The sequence below is a fragment of the Spirosoma knui genome, assembly GCF_054780635.1.
In genome coordinates this window covers 40829-64542 of record NZ_BAAGVY010000014.1, presented here as the reverse complement: position 1 = coordinate 64542, position 23714 = coordinate 40829, and the positions used below count along the sequence as shown (strand labels likewise).

The window sequence follows — 23714 nt, the reverse complement described above, 5'->3', positions numbered from 1 at the left end:
TGAGTCGTGGACCAAACGCAAGCCGCTGTTCTCGTTAGTCTGATAACAAACACATCAATAACTCAAGGCTGATTAGATGCTACTAACGTTTGATACAGCTTCCAGTATTCGCCAGCTACATTTGGCCAGCTAAAGCTGGCGGCTCGCTTTCGCAATCGCTGCTCACGTAATGGATTTTGTCCGAAATCATTCAGGCCATCGTGTACGGTTTGCGCCATACTCTCGGGGTCAAAGCTCTCGAAGTAATACGCTTCCTTACCCCCTACTTCCGGCAAACTGGTCAGGTCAGAGATAAAGACCGGCTTGCCAAAGCTCATGGCTTCTACCACTGGCAGGCCAAACCCCTCCGACAGTGACGGAAACAGGAAAGCCTCACAATGGGCATAAAGCCAGCTTTTCGTCTGTTCATCTACCGCACCGGGCATGATCAGCCGATCCGAAGTACCTAATTTCTGAGCCTGTTCGCGAATATGCTCCGCATAAGGATGATTGTCGGGACCGGCCAGCACGAGCTGGTAATCAGGAAACGCTTCGAGCATCGGGACCAGCGTATGAACGTTCTTCTTGGGATGAATAACGCCCAGAAACAGAAAATAAGGCTTGTCGTTACCACTCAGAAATGCGGGCGGTTCGATCTGATCCATCGCCCGTTTTGTATCGATAGCCACCCCGTTCGAAATGACCTGCAACGACTGACCCGGACGGATGCGCAGATGATTTCTGACTTCCGAAGCGGTATAATCAGAAATGGCGACCAGGGCAGTTGCTCGGGCGGTTCGGCTTTGCAGACTCGCCAACTTGCGGCTCTTCTTTGCGGCTGAGTAGTCGGCGCGCGATAGAAAGTTCAGGTCGTGAATTGTCATAACCAGCTTCGCCGAACTCCGGGGTAGATACGAAGAATCCTGGTGTAGGCAATGCCAGACGTCAAACTGGCCCGGAATCCAGAGTTTCTGTTGCCAGGATGCTTCACGATACGTAACAGAGTCACCGAAGATGCCGACTTGCCCTTTGGGCACCAGAAACGTCAGATTCCAGTTAGGCGGGCACTGGCTGACGAGTTCATAGCCGAGATGCAGACACACCTGCCCCAGACCACTATTCAGATCCCGCAGGCGTTCGGCGTCGATAAAGAGAGAAGGCATTGGATTTTCTAATACGTCCAAAATTAGAAAATATCAGAACAAATCAGCGCACCTGCTTTATAGGTCAATCGTCCGCAAAATCCTATTCATCCTTAAAATCCAATAAATCCCGGTTCAGACGTACTTTTGCGCCATGACTTTACAAAATGACTTGCTGCTCCGCACCGCACGGGGCGAATTGACCGAGCGCGTGCCGGTTTGGATGATGCGCCAGGCCGGACGCGTGCTGGCACAATACCGGGCCGTACGGGAGCGGGCTGGTAGTTTTATTACGTTGGCGAAGACACCAGAGTTAGCCGCCGAAGTGACTATTCAGCCGGTCGATGCCTTTGGTGTCGATGCCGCCATTATCTTTTCCGACATTCTGGTGGTGCCGGAAGCGATGGGGCTGCCTTACGAGATGATTGAAAGCCGGGGACCCGTATTTCCAAAAACGGTTCGCTCCTCGGCCGATCTCACCAGCTTGCGCGTGGCCGATCCCGAAACCGACCTGGGCTACGTTCTGGATGCCATCAAGCTCACCAAGAAAGAACTGAATGGCCGCGTGCCCCTGATCGGGTTCGCCGGTGCTCCGTTCACCATCTTTTGTTACATGACCGAGGGCAAAGGCTCGAAGACGTTCTCGGTTGCTAAAAAACTATTATATACTGACCCGCACTTCGCCCATACGTTGCTGCGGCAAATTACCGACAGCACCATTGCGTACCTGAAAGCACAGGTACGGGCCGGGGCCGATCTGGTTCAGCTCTTCGATTCGTGGGCGGGTATATTATCACCTGAACAGTATCGAACGTTTTCGCTGCCATACATCAAGCAAATCTGCGACGCCCTCGGCAGCGAAGTCCACGACGGCATTGTTAACCACGCGCCAGTTCCGGTAACGGTTTTTGCAAAAGGAGCCTTTTTCGCCCGCCAGGAAATTGGTGAGCTGAGCTGCTCAGTTGTCGGGCTGGACTGGAATATGGACCCGGCCGAATCGCGGGATCTGATTCCAAATAAGGTGTTACAGGGTAATCTGGACCCTTGTGTTCTCTACGCTGACTTTGCGCAGATCCGGTCGGAGGTAAAACAGATGCTGGATGCGTTCGGCCACCAGCACTACATCGCCAACCTGGGCCACGGCATTTATCCGGATACGGACCCCGATAAGGCCCGTTGTTTCATTGATGCGGTGAAAGAAATAGGCCTTAGCCAAGGCAGCACCAATCTTTTATAACAGCGCTTTTCCTCATCCGGCCCTACGCAAGGTTGTATAGGGCCGGATGCTATTTTACAAGCGTCTACTTAATCCGGAAGTTAAGGCCGATGTTCGCTCGCCAGGGGCTGGCATCGATGGTTGATCGGGTGCTGTTCGTTAGGACACGCTCGGAACTGGCTTCCAGCGACCACCGATTCCCAAGCCGATAGTGTACGCCCAGACCAGCATTAGTCTGGAACGTAGCGGTATATTGAGGAGAACCATTTCCGTATTTATTGGGTCCGTTGGCGTCAGCATAGTACCGACTTTGTCCGTACGTAGCGCCAAGCTGGCCGAATATAGCAAACCGACGGGCTCTGAGGACGTAATATCTCGTGGACAAGCCACCACCCATAAATTTGGTTTGAGAGCCGCTGTTTATATCGTACCGACCTTCCAGAGATACCGACCACCCATCTGTAAGGAAATATTGCAGCCGGGGTACTACGTGTCCGGAGTTACCTGCGAACCCGCCGTAGCCTCCACTTAGGCCCACTCCAATGTTAAGCCTTCCCTGGCCTAATAGATCTTGTTGTTTATCATCGAAAGATGATTGAGCCCAGCCCAACAGCGGTAAAAAAAGCGCTAAAATCAGCAAACAGTTCTTCATAACAACGAAGGTTTATAGTTCGCTATAAAGATACGTTTGCGGCTAGATCAGCTCAAATCGGTTAACTTCTTTTAACGATTGTTACTATTTACCCGTCTTCCAAATCAAAAACCTGAATGCACGTTATTATCCTTAACCCCTTATTCACCCATCAGTGGGTTTCAGGCGAATGTCGCGGTAAAACACAATCGGTAAACCGTCGGCATCCTCCTCTAGTGGGGAACTTCCTGATTGATCAATGGATTGCTGCCTTATCTTGACGTAATAGGCAAAATCGTCCGCGGGCACCGTCAGTACTTTCTGATCGGCGTCCATAGCCTGCCAGTCCGCTGACTGCTTTTTCAGGATGTCATCCAGCTCATCGTAAAATTCCTGTTCGGCGCGTTGCGAAATTGTGGTAACTGCCATTGTTAAAAGATACTGCGTTGACTAGTTGACCTATAATTTACTTATTTACACTGATTTCAGGCATTGGGAGCTTAGCCACTTCGTTGACCAAAAGAGGTTTGTCTGACTTTAGCCTGGTCAGAAATGGAGTAATGTCGTTGCCGTATTTGCGGATGCTAACCGCCAGCAGCAGAATTCCACGCTGGCCTGACTTCGCTTCGACCAGTTTATAGCGATAGACATCCCGCTCAATTAAGTTAGTCTGCTGATTTGAGCCAGTGTTTCCAATCAGGCAATCAATCATCTTTTCGCCGGTAGCGGCATTGTTGAACACCTCCGCCTGAACAATTGGGTACGTTCGTTTCAGAGTCTCCAACTCCCGAAGCTTAGCGTTCACCGCCTGATCGACCGTGGCTTCAGTCACCACAAAATCGACGGTTACCATCGACTTATACGTCGGAAATCCATCGCCCGCGGCCAGATACTCCTGTTTATAAAGCGACGCATCCGGGTGGGCTGACCAGGCCAGTTGATAGGCTATTTTCTGGATGGTAATCGGGCCTTTGATGCCGAGGTAATTGACAAAATTTTTCTTTTCCTGTCCATACCCCGCCCCCGATAGCAGAAATAAGCTAATCAGATTGATAGCTACTAAATTACGTTGCATAGTGTCGTTTAATGATGACCAGAAGGTGATCGTTACGTTGCAAAAGGATACCGTTGGAATTGCCATTCCTTTCGCGCAACGTAACAACTTGCTTTCTACCTGCTGTAAAGTTGGATTAGAGACAATCTAGCAACAACTATTTGGTAATGAGCCGCTTGATTGAGCCTATCAGCCGTGGTCTAGGCTGGCTGAATTGTTCTGAGGAAGCGAGGCACAGCATATTCTGTTCGATGGAGAAATGGCTAACAAGCTAAGGTGTGGCTGCCAGCCAGTCCGCTTTACAACAACTTCCTGCATCCTGATTACATAAAACGGCTGGCGCGGGAGTCCGCGCCAGCCGTTTATCAAACCCATATTAATTTACAGCTTCTCTTTCGCTTCTTCTTTTAACTGTCTTTTATCAATCGGAACAACACCGACTGACTCGCAGACTAACCCCCCACCCAGGTTCGATAAACCGGCGATGATACCGGGCGGTTGCTTTAGGGCAACGCAGCAGGCGGCAATGCTGATAACCGTATCGCCCGCGCCTGATACGTCGGCAATCTTGCGGAAATGAGCCGGGAGTCGCTGCTTTTCCCCGTTGAAGTCAATAAATACCCCCCGCTCTGACAGGGTGATCAACGCTCCTTTCACGTTTAACGTCTGAATCAATTGATCGACGGCGGCCTGAAACTCATCGGCGTCATCCACGTCAAAATCAAGCTTTAAACCTTCACGCAGTTCTTTCAGGTTTGGCTTAAACAAGGTCGTATTCTGGTAACAGAGAAAATTACGCTTCTTCGGGTCAACCACCGTTGGCACACCCTGTTCATTCGCGAAATCCGTTATTTCGGTGATCGCTTCCTTGCTTAAGACACCTTTATCGTAATCTTCGAAAATCACGACGTGACAGGTCGGAATAAGTTCTTTCGCTTTCGCAATGAGCTGCGTGCGTTCGGTTTCGGTAATGAATCGGTCGGTTTCCGTATCGACGCGCACTACCTGTTGGGAACTGGCAATGATTCGCTCTTTAATGGTCGTAATACGTGTAGCGCTGCGAATAAGACCGTCGCAGTTCAGGCCACGATCACAAAGCTGCTGCTCTAATTGGTCACCCGCGTTGTCGGTGCCGATTACCGAACAGATAATGGCTTCAGCCCCTAACGCCTGCACATTGAGCAGTACGTTACCAGCGCCCCCCAGCCGTAGTTCGCGCCGATCGACAGTTACCACCGGAACCGGAGCCTCTGGAGAAATGCGCTCCACCCGCCCCCATACGTAGGAGTCGAGCATTACGTCGCCAATAATCAGAACACGCAACGTATCGAATTGGGCAAACAATTCGTCGAGGGTCATGTCAAGGACCGGGCTCATAGAATGCAATGAGTGAATAAGTGAATGAGCGAACAAATACGATTTTACAATCGCTCATTCACTCGTTCACTCGTTAATGTTTCGTGCAAAGAAACGAAAACAGGAACCTATTTCCGAAGGCAGGCACCTGGTTCGACGGAACGGTCTGCGGTTACCAGCCGGTGATGACCCGTTGCAGCCACTCGGGTTTAATGAACAAAACAAGGATTGGCACAACCAGAGCAACCGCTAACCACGTAGCGGAACGCGGTACGTAGCGGACAGTTTGAGTCTCATCGGATGCCGGTCGGAAGAACAGCAGGAATGGTATTTTCAGGTAATACACCAGCGAGATCAGGGCGTTTAATAAGCCGATCACAAACAAGGCGAGCAGCCAGCCATTGCCGGTACGTTGGTAGCTCTCGTACAGGGCCGAAAACGATAACAGCTTCGCTGTAAAGCCAACCGTTGGCGGTAAGCCGGTTAAGGCCAGCATGACAACAGTCAGGGCGATAGATAGCAACGGGTGCTTCGCCCCCATCCCGGCAATGTGGCTCATGGTCAGATCGCCATCGTGGCCACTGGCTTTGGCCAGCAGATCGACCAGGAAAAAAGCGGCCAGTGACATAAACAGATACGTACCGGCGTAGAATAAAACGGCTTCGAATCCAGCCTGACTGAGGGCAACCACACCGACCAGCAGAAAACCGGCCTGCGCAATGGTTGAATACGCTAACAAACGTTTGGCATCCGTCTGACGTAACGCTGATAGGTTACCAATCAAGATACCCGCCAGTGCCAGCACTGCCAACGGCGTTTGTAATGCCATCGTCGTAGCACCTCCTTCACCCAGCGACTCCACGGGCAGGGCGGTGACAAGGCGCATCAGAATAAGAACGGCAGCTGCCTTGGGTGCTACCGAAAAGAAAGCCGCTATGGGCACCGGTGCAGCCTCGTACGCATCAGGGGTCCAGACATGAAAGGGTACCCCAGCCAACTTGAACAATAAACCGGCCAGCGTCAACAACAGCGCTACGGCTGCCACAGCCTCGTCCTGCCGGGCGAGTTCAGCGCCGAATACAGTAGCGGTTATGTCAAGCGTACCGGTTATACCGTACAGCAGCGACATTCCGTACAGCATCACGGCGGAACTAACGGCCCCGAACAACAGGTATTTGATTCCGCCCTCCGAAGCTTTCCGGTCCGTGGCCAGAGCCGTGAGCAGATACGAGCAGATCGAAACCAGTTCAATACTCAGGTAGATGCTAAGCAGGTTGACCGATATCGTCATCAGGAATAGCCCCAATGTCATCGCAATCAGCAGGGCATACCATTCGAGGGGAAGCGTTGACGTTTGGGCAGGCGGAGACGACATAAACTCGTACAGCACCACCAGCAGAGCGGCCAACGCAACTAGAACCTGAAAGTAGATAGCCTGATTATCAATAAACAGAAGGTGCAGGAACAAAAAACCACGCGTTGGCAGCAAAACGGCCCAGATACCCGCTACGATAACCGTCACCCCACTTAGAACCGCCAGAACCCGGCGTGCCTGTGCCCGATTGGTTCGCAGCAACAGCAGTTCGGACACCAGTAGCCCGCAAAAAGCGACTGCCAGCCAAGCTTCAGGACCGAAGCCGCCCAGACTACTGATAATATCGTTTAATTGGTCGGTGAGTGACAAGGTAGTGGTAGAGTGTTAATCAGGTCGTTAGGCTACAGTGGCCATACGGTCAGTGCGGCCTATGTGGCCAGCCAGTTCGCCCACTGGCCGTTACAGCATCCCATCGCGGTTGGGCTGACCTTCGTAGCCACGCAGTTGAATCGGCTGCTGGTTCTTACGCAGCCGAATATTAAGAAACTCAACCAACAGCGAAAAGGCAATAGCAAAATAAAGATAGCCTTTGGGTACGGAACCCACTTCCTGGTTGAAGATAACCACTTCCGATAAGTGCGCGCCCTCCGCGACCAGCATAAAGCCGATCATAATCAGGAAGGCCAGGCCCAGCATCTGAATTGTGGGGTGTTCGTTGACAAACCGGCCTACCGGCCCGGCGAAGAACATCATGATCAGGATAGACAGCACAACCGAGATCATCATGATGGTGACATTCTGGGTTAAGCCAATGGCCGTCAGGATCGAGTCGATGGAAAAGACGATATTGGTGATGGCAATCTGGGTCACAACACTCGTGATGGTTGTTTGCCCTTTTGTGCTTCCTTCTTCGTGTTCCTCTCCGCCCCCTTCGAGCTTATGGTGAATTTCAGAGGTGGCTTTGTAAAGCAGGAACAGCCCACCAGCAAATAAAATCAGACTTTGCCCCGTAAAGGCTGCTCTGAACCAGCCCGCATCCAGGTGTGTGAAGGGCTTACTGAGCGAAATAACAAAGGATATACCCAACAGGAGAAGCAACCGAAATGCCATGGCCAGGACCAATCCAATGTTCCGGGCTTTAGCCTGATCTTGCCGGGCCAGCTTGTTGGCGGCAATCGAAATAAAAATAATGTTGTCGATCCCTAAGACGATCTCTAAAAACGTCAGGGTAAGTAAACTGATAATGGATTCAGCCGTAAACAGGTCGCTCATGATTTGGACAAAAGTTGCACAAAACTACCGGCTCCCGGCCGGGTCTGCAACATCTTGTTCAAGAAAGAACGCCCTGATGGACGAAAGGTTAGTCCGTGGCCTGAACGGTGGAGGGCTGGGGGCTTAGGACAGAGGGTAGTAGGAGCATTATCGAGTTAATTAAGTTGCGAACAGTGCATTGCGGCCGTAGTTTGTTTTCAAAACGTACCCCATCCCCACGCCCCTAGCCCTAAGCTCCAAACCCAGCGTCCTTATCCCTTAACATCCTATTTGTAATTAAACTCGATGAGTAACGGCACTACGTTGCCCGCAGCACCCGGCTTTACGTCGAACGCAATCTGATCATCGCGGTACCGGATCTGATCCTGCTTGATGAGCTGATCGCCCAGGACTTCGCTGATGCGTTTATCGATCGAGCCTTTTTTGCGGTCGAGTGATTTAACCAGCCCCTCCAGATTCAGGGGGCGCTTGGCAAATAAGATCAGCAGGTAATCTTTGCCTTTATGCTTTTCCATCACAATCGAGCTGTTTTCACTCGGGTAAGCGATTGTCGTGTTCGGGCCAAGCAGAGGGCTGGTCAGTTCGTCGAACGGAAATAACTTATCAAAGTCACCCTGTTTATTGGTCGTCAGGGCGTACACGTAGGCGTTCTCAGAGTTACTTAAGTAAAACTTGAACCGGGTGCCGGATTCATACGGCTGCGTGGTCCGATATGGCCGGATGTCGCTGGGTGCTGCCTCATCCGACACCACTTTCAGGTCGCGGGTCACCTCCCGGGTTACTTCCATAGGCGCGCCATTGTTGAGTTTGAGTTCAGCCGATCCCCGCCGACGTTCTTCGGCAGCAGGTTTACCGCTACCGCTGGCCCCATTCAAAACAACCGCTCCCGTCCGGTTACCCGGTTCGACTTCGGCTCCGTATACCTGAAAGCCATTGATACAGAACTGGCCAAAATAAGCATAGGGAATCCAGCAGAACCCTTTCTCGCCCCAACCTGTATTCCAGCTGTTGACGATCCGAAACGCGCCACCGTGTAACTTATCGTTATAGCCCACTACGCAAAGTGCCTGGTTATACAGAATATCATCCGCTTTTTCGTTGGGGGCAGGCTCCCAAACGGTTCTGGCCTCTTCGAACGATAGCGGTGCGCCAATACCCACAACTACGGGGTTGCCTTCAGCGAGCGCTTTTTTGACCGCCTGTACTTTCTGATCGGGGCCCGTTTCGGGGATAAACAGCAGCTGATAATCCCCAATGCGAAACTGCGACGCTTCCTTTACGGCCACGGCCGGAATAGCCTGGTTACAAAGGGGGTACCCTAGATTTTTCAAGCGTGGTACACCGTCTTTCTTCAGCACATCCAGAGCTTCTTCAATGGTACCGCCCCCCTGACAATTTATATCTTTAGGGTCGCGAATCTTGTCATACACAAAGGTGGGCGAAAAGCGCGATTCATCAATCTTTGGTTTCTGAACCAGGTTCTTATCCTTACTTTCCATAATGGTTCGCAGGTAGTAGGCGGTCGCAAACGCAACTGATGTTTCCTGGCGTCCCTGATCACCAACGCTGGGGCAGTACTGCTCGTAAGATACCTGTGTGGGTAGATTGATAAAGCTTTGATTGGCCAGGGGCGCTTTATTCATGACCGTCAGCGAGCGGGTACGATTGAATTTTAAACCACCGGCGTATTTGCGTACCGAAGCGGGCTTGTTCTGCCCTTGACCCGAGAGGCTGACGAAGCTTATCAGCAACAGAACGATTAGGCGCGTATGGCGAAAAAATCCCTTTAGTTTCATGGGAACAATACGTTGAAATGATCAATACTCGTTAGTCGCGTAATAGCTACAGAATGGTATCATTTACCGAAAACTTTCATCCGCTCGTCCTTAGGCGCGTCATGTTGTCGCCACTACGCCAGATGTGGCCCGCCCACTCACTCCTTCTCCAGTTCCACTTTAACCGACTTTAGCAACTGAATCGTCAGGGCACTGCCACCGGATGCGCCAATATCAAGGCCCGGCGTATTGCCCTGCACCAGAAACGTCATTAGCCCTGGTGCCACCGGAATCTTATCTATGTCCAGACTTTTGTCGACGTACGTGTGGCGCCAGGGGGTTCGTTCGGGTACTGACAGCCCAACAATCCGATAACCCGGCGGGGCGGTATACACTTCTTTGCGATCCGTTACTTTCGCCAGCGTACCACCGGGGTCTTCCGTCTCGAAGTACACGCCCAGCACAACCTGATGGTCACGCACGATCATGAACTGCGCCGATATGTTAATCTCGGGATTGTTCTTCCCAAATTCGCCACTTCCTTTAATGAGCAGGGGCTTAAAGGGGCCGTACATACCCGCATTAATTACGGGACCCGCTTCGGCGGGTGGTGGCGTAGGCGGCTTAGGCTTCGCCCCACCCCCTCCGTCGGGTTTAGGCGCTGCGGCAATATTCTTCAACTCGGCACTTGCCGAGGCCAGAGCCGCCAATAAAGCCGCTTTCTTCGATTCCAGCTGAATCTTCTGCGAATTCAGAAGCTGCAACCCTTCGTCGCCTTCTTTGCGTGCATTTTCGTATTCAGCCGCTAATTGGCGGTAACTGTTGGTCGTAGCCATAAACAGCGGCTTCGGAAACTGCTGATCCAGCGCGCTGGTGTTGGCATAGAAATTTCGCAGCCAGTTGTCGGTTAAGGGCGCTCCCTGTTCCAGGTTCACCAGCATCTTGTCGGTGCCGGCCAGCTGCTTCCGATACGCCATGAGCTCCTGCACGGTCTGGTTCTGCTGTACGTTGGTAAGTTGGGGAATCAGCGCCAGCGATAGCCACCAGCAAAGGGCTACCACCAGCAACAACGTAACGTAGAAGCCCAGAAACTGGCCCCACCGCTGCGTTCGTTCAACCTGGTTAAGTGGTTTCATAGAGTCGAAAAAATCATCATTACGGTTGGGCCGCTTTTAGCGCCCGCATGCTTTCCAGGCTCGACTGTTTAAGCATCAGTTGGGTCTCCAGGCTTTGGACATCGACTTTCAAATTGGAAATCTGATCCGTGAGCTGGAGTTTGGTGTCAGCTTTGGTTTGCCGGTCGCTGGCTTGCAGGGCCACCGTTCCCAGCATTTTGTTATAGTTCCGGCCGGTCACCTGCGACAGCGATTTAAACACTGTATCGGCTTTGTAGCCCGACTCCATCCGGGCGATGGCTTCCTCCTGCTTGAACCGTAGCGCCGAGAACTCACTGGCCTGTTCGGTAGGGTCGGTTTTCTTCAGCTTTATGTGCAGGCTATCGGCCTGGCGAACATCACTCAAAAACTGCTCTTCCTGTTCAACCGATGTACCCGTTTTTGCCGATTCGCCCCGGCCGCCCAGTACGTACACCAGGCCACCGATTCCTCCGCCAAGCAGCAACGTAACAAGCAGGAATTTGATTAACGATTCATTCATAGCGTTTTCTATTGATTAATTCGTGTGCATAACCGGTGCTTATCGTCCCCAGAAACTGCTTTTGGTTCCGTTCTTTGCCGCGGGGGTATCCTGCCGATCCACGAAAAACTCATCTTTGTCTTTCTCGACGTAATTCAGTTGGCTCAGTTTACTGTAGAGGGCAATCACTACGTCGCACATGCGCGTAATGGCCGCGAGTGTAGGCTGGCAGTCGGCATGGGCATAGTCGGCATCGAGAACCTCCTGCATGGCCGACTCAAACTGCACGGGACTAACGCCACACCAGTTCTTGAAGTAGTTGAACATGGCCTCTTTCTCCCGGTCGGGCGTACTACGAATCATCAGCGTTATTGCTCGGGCAAACCGCATCCCGAATTCGGCAATGAACACCGGCGACTCATACGTACCACGCAACTGAAATGCATCCAGATTATCGGCAATGGTACGTACGGTAGCATCGGCGAGGTACCCGATTGTGGTGGCCAGGAGGTTAGGCTGTCCCGAACGGGCGTTGGTCCGTACCCGAACGATAATGGCCGTAGCGTAACCGGCAATTTCGCCCATCTTACTGCCAATGGTCAGGTAGTGCTGCTGCATAGCCGGAAAGACACCAACCATGCGGCAGGGCGGCAGATAGTCGGCCGACAAATTAAAAACTCCATTGGCCAGCGTCAGCCGCCCAACGGGCAGATGAAACGCGGCCGACAACGGACTCGCCAGTGCCGACTGTGGTACGGCCCCCAGCCGGTAACTAGAGGTCACGAAGGGGTAGCGAAGCGGCTCTTCATCGGGGTCGGGCTGCCCCCAGGGCTGGGGCTCAAACGGATTTACGTCAATGACGGCATAGCCTGTCGACTGGCCCAGTCGCATCCACTCATCGCGGGCAGCACTTAAAGCCAGTCGTAACGCAGGCTGCGACGCATCGATTTCGATTCGGGCACCACCGGGCGTAACGGCCCGGCAGGCCGTCAGAACCAGTTCGTGACCGTCGCAGGTTAGCGCCAGCGGGCTGTCTTTACCCGGTGCGGGCGGCAGCAAACCATACGTTAAGGGGGTAAGCAACATGCCACTGGTATCGCGGACAGCGTCGCGAAAGGCATTATCATTGCCCAGCAGATGAGACCGGGTAATTTTCATACCATCGGCCCAGTTTATTGGCCAGTACGTGAGCTCAGGTAACATGGGGTCCGGTTGTTTAAAGGAGTGGGTGAAATTTTTAACGAAACATAAGCAACCACAACTAACTGATTTACTATATGTTATCAATCAAGCACTTCGTTTTTTAGTCACTACTCACAAAGCTTCGGGCTATTATGGTGTCGTTTGCTTTGATGCCATTGCGCATGAGCGTTAAGGAGGGGTCCAGAAATTGCTTCGACAAGCCCCCCATAGATTGTTTGTAAAATATCCACCCCAGCAGGCTGCCTTCGTGGTTATGCTCATGGTAAAGAATGGGCTGCTCCGGATTTTCTTCGGCGTTGTGCGAGTAAATCATGTAGTGGAACAGATCGTGCAGCGTCCGGTCGATGGGTGCTTTTACCGTATACGTGGCCAGATCGGTAGCATCCGGTTCCTTCGCGACCCGAAAGTTCAATCGTACTGTATCGTTTAATTCAATCAGTGGCACCGCCCGATCGACGGGATAGAACCACTTCCGGTATATTTTCGGCGGAATCGCCAGCCAGGCTCCGTAGGCATACAAAAACAATAAGGGCAGCACAAACGGAATCAGTCCCGAAGCCAGTGCAGGTAAGAATCGGTCAGACCGCTGCATCGTCTGGAACAGCCCTGTGAACGCCCCGGCGATCAGCAGGAGCATGGCCCCCGCAAGCAGCAACTCCGACCAGAAACCGCCTTCTGCTACGTATGGAAACATCCGACGCGAAGCCAGTACGTGCAACATGCCCAGTACCAGCGCCAGTCCTTCGATCCAATAAAATACCGTTATCAGCGACTCTGCTTTGGCAAAAGCGGCTCCTAACCCAGCCGCCAGCGCTAGAGCACCGACGCCATACATCAGCATTTTTTTGGTCAATACGTCTTTCGCCGAGTGCCGCACGATTAGGCCGGCCAGGCAGAAGACAGCCATGATAACATAGATCGAAACGGTTAGAATAACATCGGTTTTCATAGAGTAGTCTGTAGCGTCATTCGCAGATTCGTTACGCTATAGTCGTCATAAATTCATTAGACGCGAACGGGTTATGAGTAAGCGGTTAGTTTAACGTAGTGGTGAGGCCAAGCCGCCCCGCTGAACCCGCGTCCGACAGCACAAAACCGCCGTTCACCTCGTCGGGCAAAACCTCTATTTGCCAGTCCGCATCGGCGGGCAACAGGTAACCAGCTAACATACTGACATGCCGTAAGGCAGCTCCCCCTGGCAAAAAGCCCTGCAACTGATCAGCCGTCAGCGGCCCAAACGCCAGGCGAATCAGGCCACCGTCGTCCATTGTCGTTGTCGTTTGGGGCAGTACATAGTCTAATCCGAGCCAACTTTCGCCCAGTCGAGCGGGTTGCCAGTCGGAAGTGGAGTCTTTATGTTCTCCGATCGGTACCAGCGGACCGTGTTTGATACGTACCGGTACCTCCAGGAAGCGGCTGAAATAGTAAGCCGTCCGCTCCCAATTGCCCACCGTCTGATGCGCATTGGTCCAGACCGACAGTAAGCACGCCCGCTGCGAATCGTTAAGTCCTTCACCGGCCTCCCCCAGTAGATAGGCGTAGAGTTCCGTCCAGACGGGGCCGGTTGTTTGGGTCAGCGTTTGGTTTTCCTGCTCTTCAATCTGAATCCGTTGCCGATACGTTTCCTGCTCGAACGGCAGCCAGAAAATTCGATTGTCGCGTTCCTCCTGACGTAACCGACGGGACTCGTTGACCAGCGCCTGGCTTCCTTCGCCGTCTTTCACCGGCCGGGGCGGGTGCGAGAGCGCTTCGGGCAGCATATCGTATACCCCTTCGCGGCTGATGTCTACATAAGCAACCGATGGACCATGCGACGAACCTGTTTCGCGGTCGGCGTCGAGGGTGGTCACATTCAGGACGTCGAAACTATAGGGGCGGCTGAACGTCCCCTGTGTACGCACGATCAGATCAAGACCCCGTTTTTGTTGCTGGGCTGCCCAAACTTCAGCCCGAATATCGTAGTGCAGCGGTCGTTTCATCGTTCAGCGGGAATGACACGGATTGGCAGCACGCCCGACCACTGTTCTTCTAATAGCACCGTGATTTCGCGGCAAACCTGCGCCTGATCTTCGGGCAGCAAACGGGCATTTGCTTTGAATGTCAGCCGAACATCCAGCGTACGTGTCAGACCCTGGCGCGGATCAGCATTGACCGCAAAGCCTTTCTGAACCGTTACGCCCTCTACAGCTTCCGGGGCTGTACCCAGGCAGATAGCTCGAATATCTTCGGCCGTCAGCGCCCGGCCACGCGTCAGCAAAGCCTGCCGAAATACGGGTAAACTAGCCGCCGGTTCAAGCCGGGGTGTTCCACCTAGCAGGGGGCTCAGTAAGATCATTCCTTCCCGCCGAAACTGAATGGCCGTGGTGTCGACGCGGGTACCACCCGGCAGACGGTTCGCTTTTTCGGCCGACGTAGCCCAATAATCAACGAAAAGCACCCCATTGGCAGGGGCATTGTTAACAATCAGGAACGGAGTTGGGTCCGGCGTAATCCGGTCACCATTGGGGGAGGTAGGCATCCCCTGCCGGATACGTTGCAGATTCCTGTAAATATCTTCGATATAGCTCCGCATCGAATCGTACCCCATCGCGACAAAAGCGGCACTTTCGTCGCGCAGTTGATCGAGCACCTGACTGACCAGCGCGTAGGCATCACGAGCATCAAACCGGCCTACGCCCTGCTGCCGAAGTGCATACGTCCGGCGGTCGGCCGCAACAGCCTCGCGCGAGCTGGCCCCCGCTTCGGTAAAGGGGATGTAAGCATTCCCGTCGCTGTCAGTGATGTCGGCGATTTCGAGCAGGGGCCGGTCAATGTTGAGCGGAAAGACGTTGAAAAAATCCGTTAGTCGAAACGTAGACCGGGTCAGTTGACGATTTAAGACCGGAAAGGCGTTCAACATGCAATCCGTCCGGCTCAATACGTCGGTGGTAAACAAAGGCGACAGTTCGACACGTAACCAGACAACCGGGGGTAAACTTGGCAAAACGGGCTCGAATCCCTCAATTAAGGGAGCCGGGGCAGGTGTGCCAAGGGTATATCCGCCCAGAGATTGCCCGCTCAATGTAATGAATTGAGGACGGTAATACCGCTGGGCGTGGGACTCAGCCGCCCGGATGGGCTCGGTAGGCGCATCATCAGCCAGGGGGCCATATCCATTCGTAACCGGAATAGACGTATCGCCCAGAAACCAGCGGCTCTGCGCCAGCGCCTGCGCGTATTGCTGCGGATTGAGGATGTTTTTCCAATCGAAATAAAACCGCAGACTGGCCGACGCTGGCAACGGACTAAGCACTTCAAGGCCAATCCAAAGCGTATAATCCGGCAGCCGCCGGTGGGGTGGAGCCTGACCAATGGGTAATCGATTCTGAAAATCGTCGATGCGCCACAGCTGCGAACCAGCCGCCAGGCAGGCAACTCGACCGTTTACCAAGGGGAAACGCCCCGCGGCCGACAACCCGATCTCTTCGCCTGTTTGCGGATGTCGGGCCGTCATTACGTCATCGCGACGAACCTCACCCACGAGTTCGAGCGAGGCCGCGGTCATGACGGCGTGGGCCGGGCGCGGCCCTGTAACGACTTCCGGCAACAGCAATTGGACCAATCGTTCCAGAATGCGGCTGCGGGATTCATGAACGGCCTGATATACCCGTTCCGACTCGGTGGCCAGAGCCCCCATCAGTAAATCAACCAGCGGATCAAAGGCCGTGGTTTCCATCTGCGCGTCCGTGTAGCCCCACTGGCGGGCGGCCTCGCGGAGCATCCGGTTCTTAATCTGATCGCGGGTATCGAGCATAACGTTCAGCGTTGGTTCAGATACGTAGAGTAACGAGTATAAGCGGTTTGTCAGGATGCGTTACGTTAACTACGGGGTCGGGGTCTATATACCCAAAATCGCCCGGTCACGGTTACCGACTGGCCACCCACGTTGCCATCCCGCAAATACAATTGATTCCGCTGTACCCGTCGACTACCGTTAACGTTCGACTCCAGCACCGTAACGACGCCCCCCGTGCCAACCGAATCGACAATGGCGGTATGGTGCGGCCGTTCCTGCCAGGATGAACTCGTATCACTGCTCAGGTCGTAGCGGTAATTTCGGAACTGAATAATATCGCCCGGCCGTACATTGGTAGCCAGCACCTCGTCGCCCCATATGTAGTCGGCATCGTCGACGATGTTATCACTGCCCATAATGTCTCTGGACGTTTGGGCACCTGCGTTTCGTAAGGCCGTTTCCGCGAGTGTCCAGCACTCGCCATCCCCAACCTGGTTTCCCCGGCGGCCACGGGCGAAATTGAGAATACTTTGCGCTAGTCCTGGCATGGTTGTCGTAAAGGTTTTAGGTCATTAAAACAGGTTTCAACTGAGTTTTAGGCGATTGGCTAATCGCTAGATACCGGGCTGAAGTAGATCACAAATTCCATATCCGGCATGCTCTCACCGGTTTCGATCAGCGTTCCTGACACCCGGATGGTGAGCCGTTTCCGCAGACGAAGCACGCGACCGTCGCGGTCCTGTTCTACGGGTTCGTCGACTTCGAGCGAAACGCGCGTGTAGCGAATCCGCTTTTCGTACTGACTGATCAGCCGCACGAAAGCGGTTTCGGCCTCGCTCTTCCACAGGGTCGGATTTGTAATATTGGCGTAATCCTGGTCCCAGACGGCGCACCCCATCTCCGGATCGTAGCGACACTCCCTTAGCTTGGTCGTCAGCAGCAGATTGATGTGCTGGCGAATCGCATCAAGGGTCGCCACCTTTGGGATCGGCTGTCGACGCATTAAGGCCGAAACAGGAGTTTGTAGGGAATACGAAGGCATAGTTCAGTGGTTAAAACGGCTTTCTGAGTTTGGGAGGCTTACGTCATACGGATTGACCTGCCCTCTACCTACCGCATTGGTAATGTTGTAGATGGTGGGCAGGTCTGCAAAACCAAGCTTCATGGTATACGCCATACTTTGTATTAGTTAGCCATTCGTATCGTTTCAAGAACACTTCTCTTACCCAGCATTAACCACTATCAATCAACAACCTGTAGCTGCAACCCTTTATCTCTGCTAACGGCAGTCTGCTTGACCTGGTAGGGCAGTGCGTTGTATTTAAACTGGTATAACAGCTCTCCGTTGATGTCAACCTCTTCGACTGGGTAACTAGCGGGTGGAATAATTACGCCGATAGTACTAATAAGATCTCTGCTAACTGAGACGATACTCCCTATTCCATGATTGTTTTGTCGGCTAATCCGGACTGGATATGGCAAAACCCATTGACGCTGATAGCGTGAACGCCCTTTGATGATGTGCGTATAAAACGAAGGAGGAAATGTCCATCGCTTCTTTGGATTAAGGGGTTTAATAAACAGATTTGCCTCAATTTCATTGTTGGCGTTGAGAAATAGTGGCAAATAGTCTCGGTCTACTTCGGGCTTGTTATTAACATACCGGAAGCCAACATCCGTTACGTACATATCAACCGCCTGTAGATTATCAACCGACAAATCGAGTATCATTCGTTGCCCATCAACGGTAACCCGAATGGTTGTACTCACCCTCTTTTCAGTCCACATTATTTCTATAGGTTGATATACATGCCCGTTTATAGCGATCAGCACTAGACTACTCATTACCAGCCAATTCATACGTATGTCCGTCAAAAAGGCTGACCGGATGTGCTGTAGGCAGGCCGTTGTACAGGTGGTTGCCCGGTAGCTGGCGAAGGCCATCCATTGTTAGCATAATCCTGTCTCAGTTTATTTTCAGTGTAAGGTTGTCCCGTCGTATCGGGTAGTGCTTCACCATTTCGTGGATTGCCAGGTTCGTTATATGTCTGAGCCGGTAATCCCGTTGTATTTCTTTCTTCAGAAACAGCAGAGCCATTTGAATCTGGAGTCTCATTGGGTACTGTACCAGTGGCGTTGTGCGTAGCGTGGATAAATTCATGCCCTAGAACAATGTCTGAACCCGGCTGAAAAGCAACAGGTGCTGGTTGACCCGGTGATGAGGGCACTCCGTGCATAGCTGGACTCCAGGCGATCGTTGACGAACCAGGACTGGGATTGTCATACTCCGTTGTCGCATTATTCGGATCGTTCGGATCATTGTAGTTCTGGAGTACCACCTTGTTACCGCTTGCCTCAACGGCCGAAAAAGCCCGTTGCATAGTTGGCGTTGTGTTCAACCGGATCAGCGCTTGTAAGGCCTGCATCTGAAAATCCGGATTACTCGGATCAGGTACAATCTCAATACCTGGCCCAAACATTATATTCCCGTTTGGCAATAACGTAACGGCTCGGGTTGGCCCCATCGACGAATCGCCGATCAGGACGGTTGGCAAACCCATCACGATCGTTCCGCCGTGGGCGGTTGTATCGAGTTGACGAGCCGCTGGTTTTTTGCCGATGAACACACCCGCCGAGCCTTTCGCAATCAGATTCGGAGCGGGTGAAGCGCAAAGGCATGGGGTCGCTAACGTAGCAGCGGGCATACTTCCGATCAGCACGGTCGGTACGCCCGGCGGCAGAACCGTCCCGCCCACATGGGGCTTGGGCCCGTCGGACATAGGGCAGACGTGCGGGTCGTTTATGCGGGCAGCGGGTAATCCCATTGGGTTCGAATCGTTAGTTTATTTGAACAATAGCCGCTTTGAGAGCCGCCAGTACGCTGCCTTCCAGGCTAAGCTGCATCCCTTTTACAGTTGCCTGACCCTTGGCGTCCACTTTAATGATGGTGCCGTTCAGATCGATGTTAGCGTCGGAGGTCGCTTTTACGCTGGTTTTACCAACCAGTTTTACGTCTGTCGTAGCGTCGACGGTCATGTCGGTTTCAGTCTTGATTTCGCCTTTCTTGGCGTCGACTTTCCATTCTTTTCGGGCCTTCATGCTGATCGTCTCCGCATCCATGCTGATGCTGCCGGCGCTCAGGTTAATCGAGCCCTGACTCTTGATGCTGATGTGTGTTCCGTCGAGCGAAAGCACAATCATGTTCTTTTTGTCCTTGTTATAAATGCTGATGTCTTCTTTTCCCGGCTCGTCGTTGATAACAATATGGTTACCCCCTGCCGTAGCAATGACTTTCTTGTAGTTCTGGTCGGTATACCACGCGTTTTGCTTCAGTTCACTATGGTACGTAACACCGGCCACGACTGGCCGCGCGGGGTCGTCGTTCTCGAACATGACCATGACCAGCGTATTTTTCTCAGGAACGAAGTAGTGGCTTTTGTTTTCGCCACCGATGTATGCGCTCAGGACCGGTGCCCAGGCAGAGCTTTCCGAATCGTCCTGCGCCGATTGCCAGAAGAACTGTAGCCGAACCCGGCCCATGTGTTCCGGATCATCGACATGGCTTACCCGGGCGAGCTGCGGGGTAGCCCGCGGTTTCGTAAAGCTGGGATTGGTTCGAAATTCAACGCCCGCCGGAATAGCCTCAAACTTGTTAGAGTAGCCCCCGCCCAGATCGGCTTCGTGGCTGATGCTGATGATGCGGTACTGACCAAAGCTTTCAGTACGTTGCCCCGGCAGGCTACTACGTTCCTTAATGTCGATGACCGCGCCGACTTTTAAGCCGATTACGTTACACGAACCGGTAAAAATTACCGCATTCGCCACCGATGCTTTCTTTTCGTACTCGACCTGCTTTTTAACGTCCGAGTCCGAATACACCGGCACGGGCGGATACGTAAACAAGCGTTCCGGATAGAGCCGCTCAGCCGTATCTATTAGAAACTGTCCGTATTCGCCCAGGCCAGATACCCGTACGTCGGCGGAGTGGCTACGCTCCTGTTCGCTCTTCCGGGGGTTCCAGTCGTCCATAAAGAACTCGCCCCCCGGCAGGTCCATTTTCATGTCGAACGAGCTGATGTCGTCACCGTATCGTAGTTCAATAGGAGCTTCACTGGGCACATCGCCGAACACCACTTTGGCCCCGTCGAAAAAGAACCAGTTGCCCGTGGCTGCGGCAAAGCGATGCAGAAAGTTATAGCTGCTCTCGTCGAACTTAACGATGTACTCCTCTTCTTTGTCGTTACGTGGACTTACATCGGGTCGGAGCAGGCTCTGGTCATATTCGTCGAGCACCTTCTTGACAATAGCTCCGTGATTCTTCTTGTAAAACGCACCGTAACGCGAACCTTGCTCCAGTAGAATTGAAGCGCTGTACCCCCTAATAATGACCGAACTGCCCCGCGCTGCCTGTTTGGACAGATACAGCTGCGTAATGAATCCTCTGAACGTAAAAGCTTTGCCCGTGTCAGGCCGGTACTTAATCGAAATCAAAATCTCTTTCCCGATAAAGTCTTTTGACTTATTGATCTTCATGCCGTCCTGTCCTTCGACCTGCTCAGCTGGCACTGTTAGTTCGAATGTATGGTGACGGTCGATCCACTGATTGATTTTCAACCGGGAAAACAGGGAAAGTCGTTGACCGCCAATTTCGATGCGAACGTCCGAGAGCTGATTCATGATGTAAGCGTTAAAAGCCAATTGACAGGAATGTCGGCAAGGGATTAGTTGGCGGATTCTTCTTTGGTCGGACGGACCTTGTCGGCCCCAATGCGGAACGTATTACGTCGGCTGGCCATAGCGTCACCATCTTTTATGATGCGGGAGCTACCTACCGGAATGAGTTCATCATCGGGATCGGTTTTGCTTTTCATCAACAGGGTCGTGTAAAAATCTTTGATACCCGTGTCGGTAATCTCACCGGAGAAAAGCCGGACTTGTTTCGACGTTGCGCTTCCAGTCTGCGAATTAATCTCGGCGAAGAAGGTAAACTTGTTTCCGTTTCCGGCCAGGAAACCTCCCACGCCGGCTCCAACCGTGCTACCACTTTTGGTATCGACCTTAGCGCTCTGATCGCTGCTGTTCTGATTGGAGAAGCGGATGATCAGGTCATTAAACGATTCCCCAATCTGCGAATCGTCGTCTGGGCCGTAGGGGCTAACCAGTTCATGGGGCGACGAAACAAAGATGCCTTCGATATTCGGAGGCTGCGTGCCTTCGTTTACAATCATTCCCCGGGCCCGAAGGCCGTCGATTTCATCCTGCGAAATAATCGCCCGGACTTTGGCCGAAAAGCCCTTCGCGGGATCGTCATCTTTTTTACAGCTATTGAGTCCCAGCGCGCAGATGGCAGACATAAACAGCACAGTTCGAACGGAAGTACGCATGGTTTTATGGGATAAGGGTGTTGATAAAATTTATTAGTAAGCACGTACCTCCGGTTCTTTCCAGCAGGTAATGATGAAAACAGGCCATTGAAGCGTATTCAATGGCCTGTGGCTTAATAGGCTGCCCACTTGTTTTCGTGCGAGGCACCGTCAATTGACAGCTTACGGGCAGAAATCACGACGCTGGTCGACATGGGCGCATTGTTGCGCGCGTCCATGCTTTCCGAATAGCCGGTCAGGAAGGCATCTTCAAACTTCACTTCTTTCATGGGTGAATCTTCATCCTGCTTAAAGAACTTGATGGTGCCACTGAACTTAGCGTTCGGGTTGATCATCAGTTTAAAGGCGTTCGTGTCTTTGGTTGACTCGAACTCGGCGTTTATCTGGCCACCCATTACGTCGGAGGTTGGTTTGCCGGTGGTGTAATCGGTGTTCTGACCCAGTGAATAATTGCAGTGTAACAAACGGTACTCGGTGCCGTCGAGGTCAATAGTCGCTTTGAAAGCCATGGTTGTAATTGGTTATTGGTTTTAGTTTATTTATAAGTAAGCATATTAAGATGGTGCGTTAGCAGTCAATTACGGATTGGTTTACTGCTGCTCGACGCCACCCTTCCAGTCGTTGGCGTCATCGCCTTTGGTACCGTCCAGCCGAACCAGGAAGTTCTTGGCCGGGAAATACGGTTTGATATGAATGTCTAGGTGAATGCGATCTTTCACGTCTTTGTCGCGCTCGAACCTGAGAATCTTGAAATCCTCAATGATCTTGTCGGCCCCCGTAATGCCGTTCAGAAACTTCACGATCTGCGCCCGCAAGTCTTTCTCGTTGTCGTAGGTCCAGTTTTCAAACGCCCGCCGGTTCAGGAAATCGATCAGCACTTTCATGATCCAATCGAATACCCGCACGACCGAATACGTCTGTAAACCCTGGTTATCGCCGTTGAAAAGTGTCTTGGCCGAGTAGGCCATCACTTTGTTATACTCGTTCACCATCGGCACCAGTCCCATCTTTTCGAGGTTAGCGATCTCACTCTTCTTGAGTTCGAAGCGAACGCCATCCACTTCATTGAGGGTACCGTTTTTGCTACCGGCTACCGGTTGCTGCAACTGGGTTTTGTAAATCTTACCGGCCAATGCACTGGAGGGCGGTACGTAGAGCGGCTCTTCTTCGCCCAAATCCTCGTAAGCTTCGCGACCAACCAGGTAGTTGCAGGTCATCATTACGTTTGCCTTGTACGCATCGGCGCTGGTCATGTCCTCATCGGCGAAGAGCTCCATGACGTCGTCAGGCGTGTCGAGATGGCGGTAATCGGTAATCATCATCACCTTGTTCTCATGCGCCAGCCGGGCCCATTTATCCACTACTTTCTTGGCCCCCAGATACCCCGGCATCACCAGCATGGAGTAGTTGTTACGCAGGTCGAGCTTGTCGTAATTCTGGCGCAGCTCGTTGGCGATCTCGTCGAAGAATAACGTATTGTCTAAATCCTGAATCTGCTCGGCGTCAGCATTAACAATGGACAGATTTTTAACCTTTTCGGTGTCCGCATTTTTATAGAACAAGGCCACGGACCGGTAGGCTGTTTCGAGGTCTTTGGTTTCGTCAATGGCTTTTTTCAGGTTCCGACGTAACGTTTCGGCGGCTACTTCGGCTTTCTCTTCAGCCTCACCGATCATGTCGGCTACGTTCTGATGTCCATCCAGCAGTTCCGTCCAGGTTTTAAGCCGTTTAGCCAGCGCTTTGCGATCTTTCTCGCTTCCTTTTTCAGTCAGGAAAATGTTTTTCCGGGCCTTCTTGCCGGGGTTCATGTTTTGCGCCCCCTCAACGGTCGTTTCCACAAACTCGAATCCGCCGAACCGCGCGAGCTGCTGACTACTGTCGGCTAGAGTCTGGGCGGGATTCGCCACTTTAACGCGTTCCTTAACGGCCTTACCGTTTTCTAATTGATCTGGTGATTCCATCTTACGTAGCGAGTGG

The 23714-nt window shown here is 52.6% G+C and carries 24 protein-coding genes; 1 reads left to right on the top strand and 23 read right to left on the bottom strand.

What is annotated here, in order from left to right; all coding sequences use genetic code 11:
* Positions 1-62 precede the first annotated feature (62 nt).
* Positions 63-1142, bottom strand: a complete 1080-nt coding sequence (locus ACYVIY_RS24100) for a glycosyltransferase family 4 protein (protein WP_460979044.1) — start codon at positions 1140-1142, stop codon at positions 63-65.
* A 133-nt stretch (positions 1143-1275) separates the two neighbouring features.
* Between ACYVIY_RS24100 and hemE the strand changes: the two genes are divergently transcribed.
* On the top strand, positions 1276-2358 hold the full coding sequence (gene hemE, locus ACYVIY_RS24095; protein WP_460979043.1) for a uroporphyrinogen decarboxylase: 1083 nt from the start codon (positions 1276-1278) through the stop codon (positions 2356-2358).
* Positions 2359-2422: 64 nt separating this feature from the next.
* Here hemE and ACYVIY_RS24090 read toward each other — a convergent pair whose 3' ends face one another.
* The 22 genes from ACYVIY_RS24090 to ACYVIY_RS23985 form a co-directional block, all read right to left on the bottom strand.
* On the bottom strand, positions 2423-2989 hold the full coding sequence (locus tag ACYVIY_RS24090; RefSeq protein ID WP_460979042.1) for an outer membrane beta-barrel protein: 567 nt from the start codon (positions 2987-2989) through the stop codon (positions 2423-2425).
* 144 nt (positions 2990-3133) lie between these two features.
* Complete coding sequence (locus ACYVIY_RS24085) at positions 3134-3397, bottom strand: hypothetical protein (protein ID WP_460979041.1); 264 nt, start codon at positions 3395-3397, stop codon at positions 3134-3136.
* A gap of 37 nt (positions 3398-3434) precedes the next feature.
* A complete protein-coding gene (locus tag ACYVIY_RS24080) occupies positions 3435-4043 on the bottom strand; it encodes a hypothetical protein (RefSeq protein ID WP_460979040.1) in 609 nt (202 codons plus the stop codon).
* 360 nt (positions 4044-4403) lie between these two features.
* Entirely contained in the window at positions 4404-5399 is a 996-nt protein-coding gene (locus ACYVIY_RS24075; RefSeq protein ID WP_460979039.1) for a bifunctional heptose 7-phosphate kinase/heptose 1-phosphate adenyltransferase, read from the bottom strand.
* A gap of 151 nt (positions 5400-5550) precedes the next feature.
* Positions 5551-7062 carry an NADH-quinone oxidoreductase subunit N gene (locus ACYVIY_RS24070; protein ID WP_460979037.1) on the bottom strand — a complete coding sequence of 504 codons (1512 nt, stop codon included), beginning with the start codon at positions 7060-7062 and terminating at the stop codon, positions 5551-5553.
* A 90-nt stretch (positions 7063-7152) separates the two neighbouring features.
* Positions 7153-7965: a TerC family protein gene (locus ACYVIY_RS24065; RefSeq protein WP_460979035.1), complete on the bottom strand. Its 813-nt coding sequence runs from the start codon at positions 7963-7965 to the stop codon at positions 7153-7155.
* A 266-nt stretch (positions 7966-8231) separates the two neighbouring features.
* Entirely contained in the window at positions 8232-9761 is a 1530-nt protein-coding gene (locus ACYVIY_RS24060) for a C1 family peptidase (protein WP_460979034.1), read from the bottom strand.
* A 137-nt stretch (positions 9762-9898) separates the two neighbouring features.
* Positions 9899-10876: a hypothetical protein gene (locus tag ACYVIY_RS24055; protein WP_460979032.1), complete on the bottom strand. Its 978-nt coding sequence runs from the start codon at positions 10874-10876 to the stop codon at positions 9899-9901.
* Positions 10877-10895: 19 nt separating this feature from the next.
* Complete coding sequence (locus tag ACYVIY_RS24050) at positions 10896-11396, bottom strand: hypothetical protein (RefSeq protein ID WP_460979031.1); 501 nt, start codon at positions 11394-11396, stop codon at positions 10896-10898.
* 39 nt (positions 11397-11435) lie between these two features.
* Positions 11436-12578 (bottom strand): hypothetical protein, encoded by a 1143-nt coding sequence (locus tag ACYVIY_RS24045; RefSeq protein WP_460979030.1) that lies wholly within the window; start codon positions 12576-12578, stop codon positions 11436-11438.
* A 100-nt stretch (positions 12579-12678) separates the two neighbouring features.
* Positions 12679-13527: a TssN family type VI secretion system protein gene (locus ACYVIY_RS24040; protein WP_460979028.1), complete on the bottom strand. Its 849-nt coding sequence runs from the start codon at positions 13525-13527 to the stop codon at positions 12679-12681.
* Positions 13528-13612: 85 nt separating this feature from the next.
* A complete protein-coding gene (locus tag ACYVIY_RS24035; protein WP_460979027.1) occupies positions 13613-14557 on the bottom strand; it encodes a type VI secretion system baseplate subunit TssG in 945 nt (314 codons plus the stop codon).
* Positions 14554-16371, bottom strand: coding sequence for a hypothetical protein (locus ACYVIY_RS24030; protein ID WP_460979026.1), 1818 nt, complete (start codon positions 16369-16371; stop codon positions 14554-14556). The genes ACYVIY_RS24035 and ACYVIY_RS24030 overlap by 4 nt, the downstream gene beginning before the upstream one ends.
* A gap of 65 nt (positions 16372-16436) precedes the next feature.
* Positions 16437-16901 (bottom strand): hypothetical protein, encoded by a 465-nt coding sequence (locus ACYVIY_RS24025; protein ID WP_460979025.1) that lies wholly within the window; start codon positions 16899-16901, stop codon positions 16437-16439.
* A 59-nt stretch (positions 16902-16960) separates the two neighbouring features.
* Entirely contained in the window at positions 16961-17395 is a 435-nt protein-coding gene (locus ACYVIY_RS24020; protein ID WP_460979024.1) for a GPW/gp25 family protein, read from the bottom strand.
* Between the two features lie 3 nt (positions 17396-17398).
* Positions 17399-17530 carry a hypothetical protein gene (locus tag ACYVIY_RS24015; RefSeq protein WP_460979023.1) on the bottom strand — a complete coding sequence of 44 codons (132 nt, stop codon included), beginning with the start codon at positions 17528-17530 and terminating at the stop codon, positions 17399-17401.
* Between the two features lie 65 nt (positions 17531-17595).
* Positions 17596-18141 carry a hypothetical protein gene (locus tag ACYVIY_RS24010; protein ID WP_460979022.1) on the bottom strand — a complete coding sequence of 182 codons (546 nt, stop codon included), beginning with the start codon at positions 18139-18141 and terminating at the stop codon, positions 17596-17598.
* Positions 18142-18224: 83 nt separating this feature from the next.
* Complete coding sequence (locus ACYVIY_RS24005; RefSeq protein WP_460979021.1) at positions 18225-19178, bottom strand: PAAR domain-containing protein; 954 nt, start codon at positions 19176-19178, stop codon at positions 18225-18227.
* A 13-nt stretch (positions 19179-19191) separates the two neighbouring features.
* On the bottom strand, positions 19192-21030 hold the full coding sequence (locus ACYVIY_RS24000; protein ID WP_460979020.1) for a type VI secretion system Vgr family protein: 1839 nt from the start codon (positions 21028-21030) through the stop codon (positions 19192-19194).
* A 44-nt stretch (positions 21031-21074) separates the two neighbouring features.
* Positions 21075-21737, bottom strand: a complete 663-nt coding sequence (locus ACYVIY_RS23995) for a hypothetical protein (protein WP_460979018.1) — start codon at positions 21735-21737, stop codon at positions 21075-21077.
* A 113-nt stretch (positions 21738-21850) separates the two neighbouring features.
* The gene (gene tssD / locus ACYVIY_RS23990) at positions 21851-22246 is read right to left on the bottom strand and encodes a type VI secretion system tube protein TssD (RefSeq protein WP_460979017.1); all 396 of its coding nucleotides are present in this window, start codon (positions 22244-22246) and stop codon (positions 21851-21853) included.
* An 81-nt stretch (positions 22247-22327) separates the two neighbouring features.
* Positions 22328-23698 (bottom strand): type VI secretion system contractile sheath protein TssC, encoded by a 1371-nt coding sequence (locus ACYVIY_RS23985; RefSeq protein ID WP_460979016.1) that lies wholly within the window; start codon positions 23696-23698, stop codon positions 22328-22330.
* Positions 23699-23714: the final 16 nt, after the last annotated feature.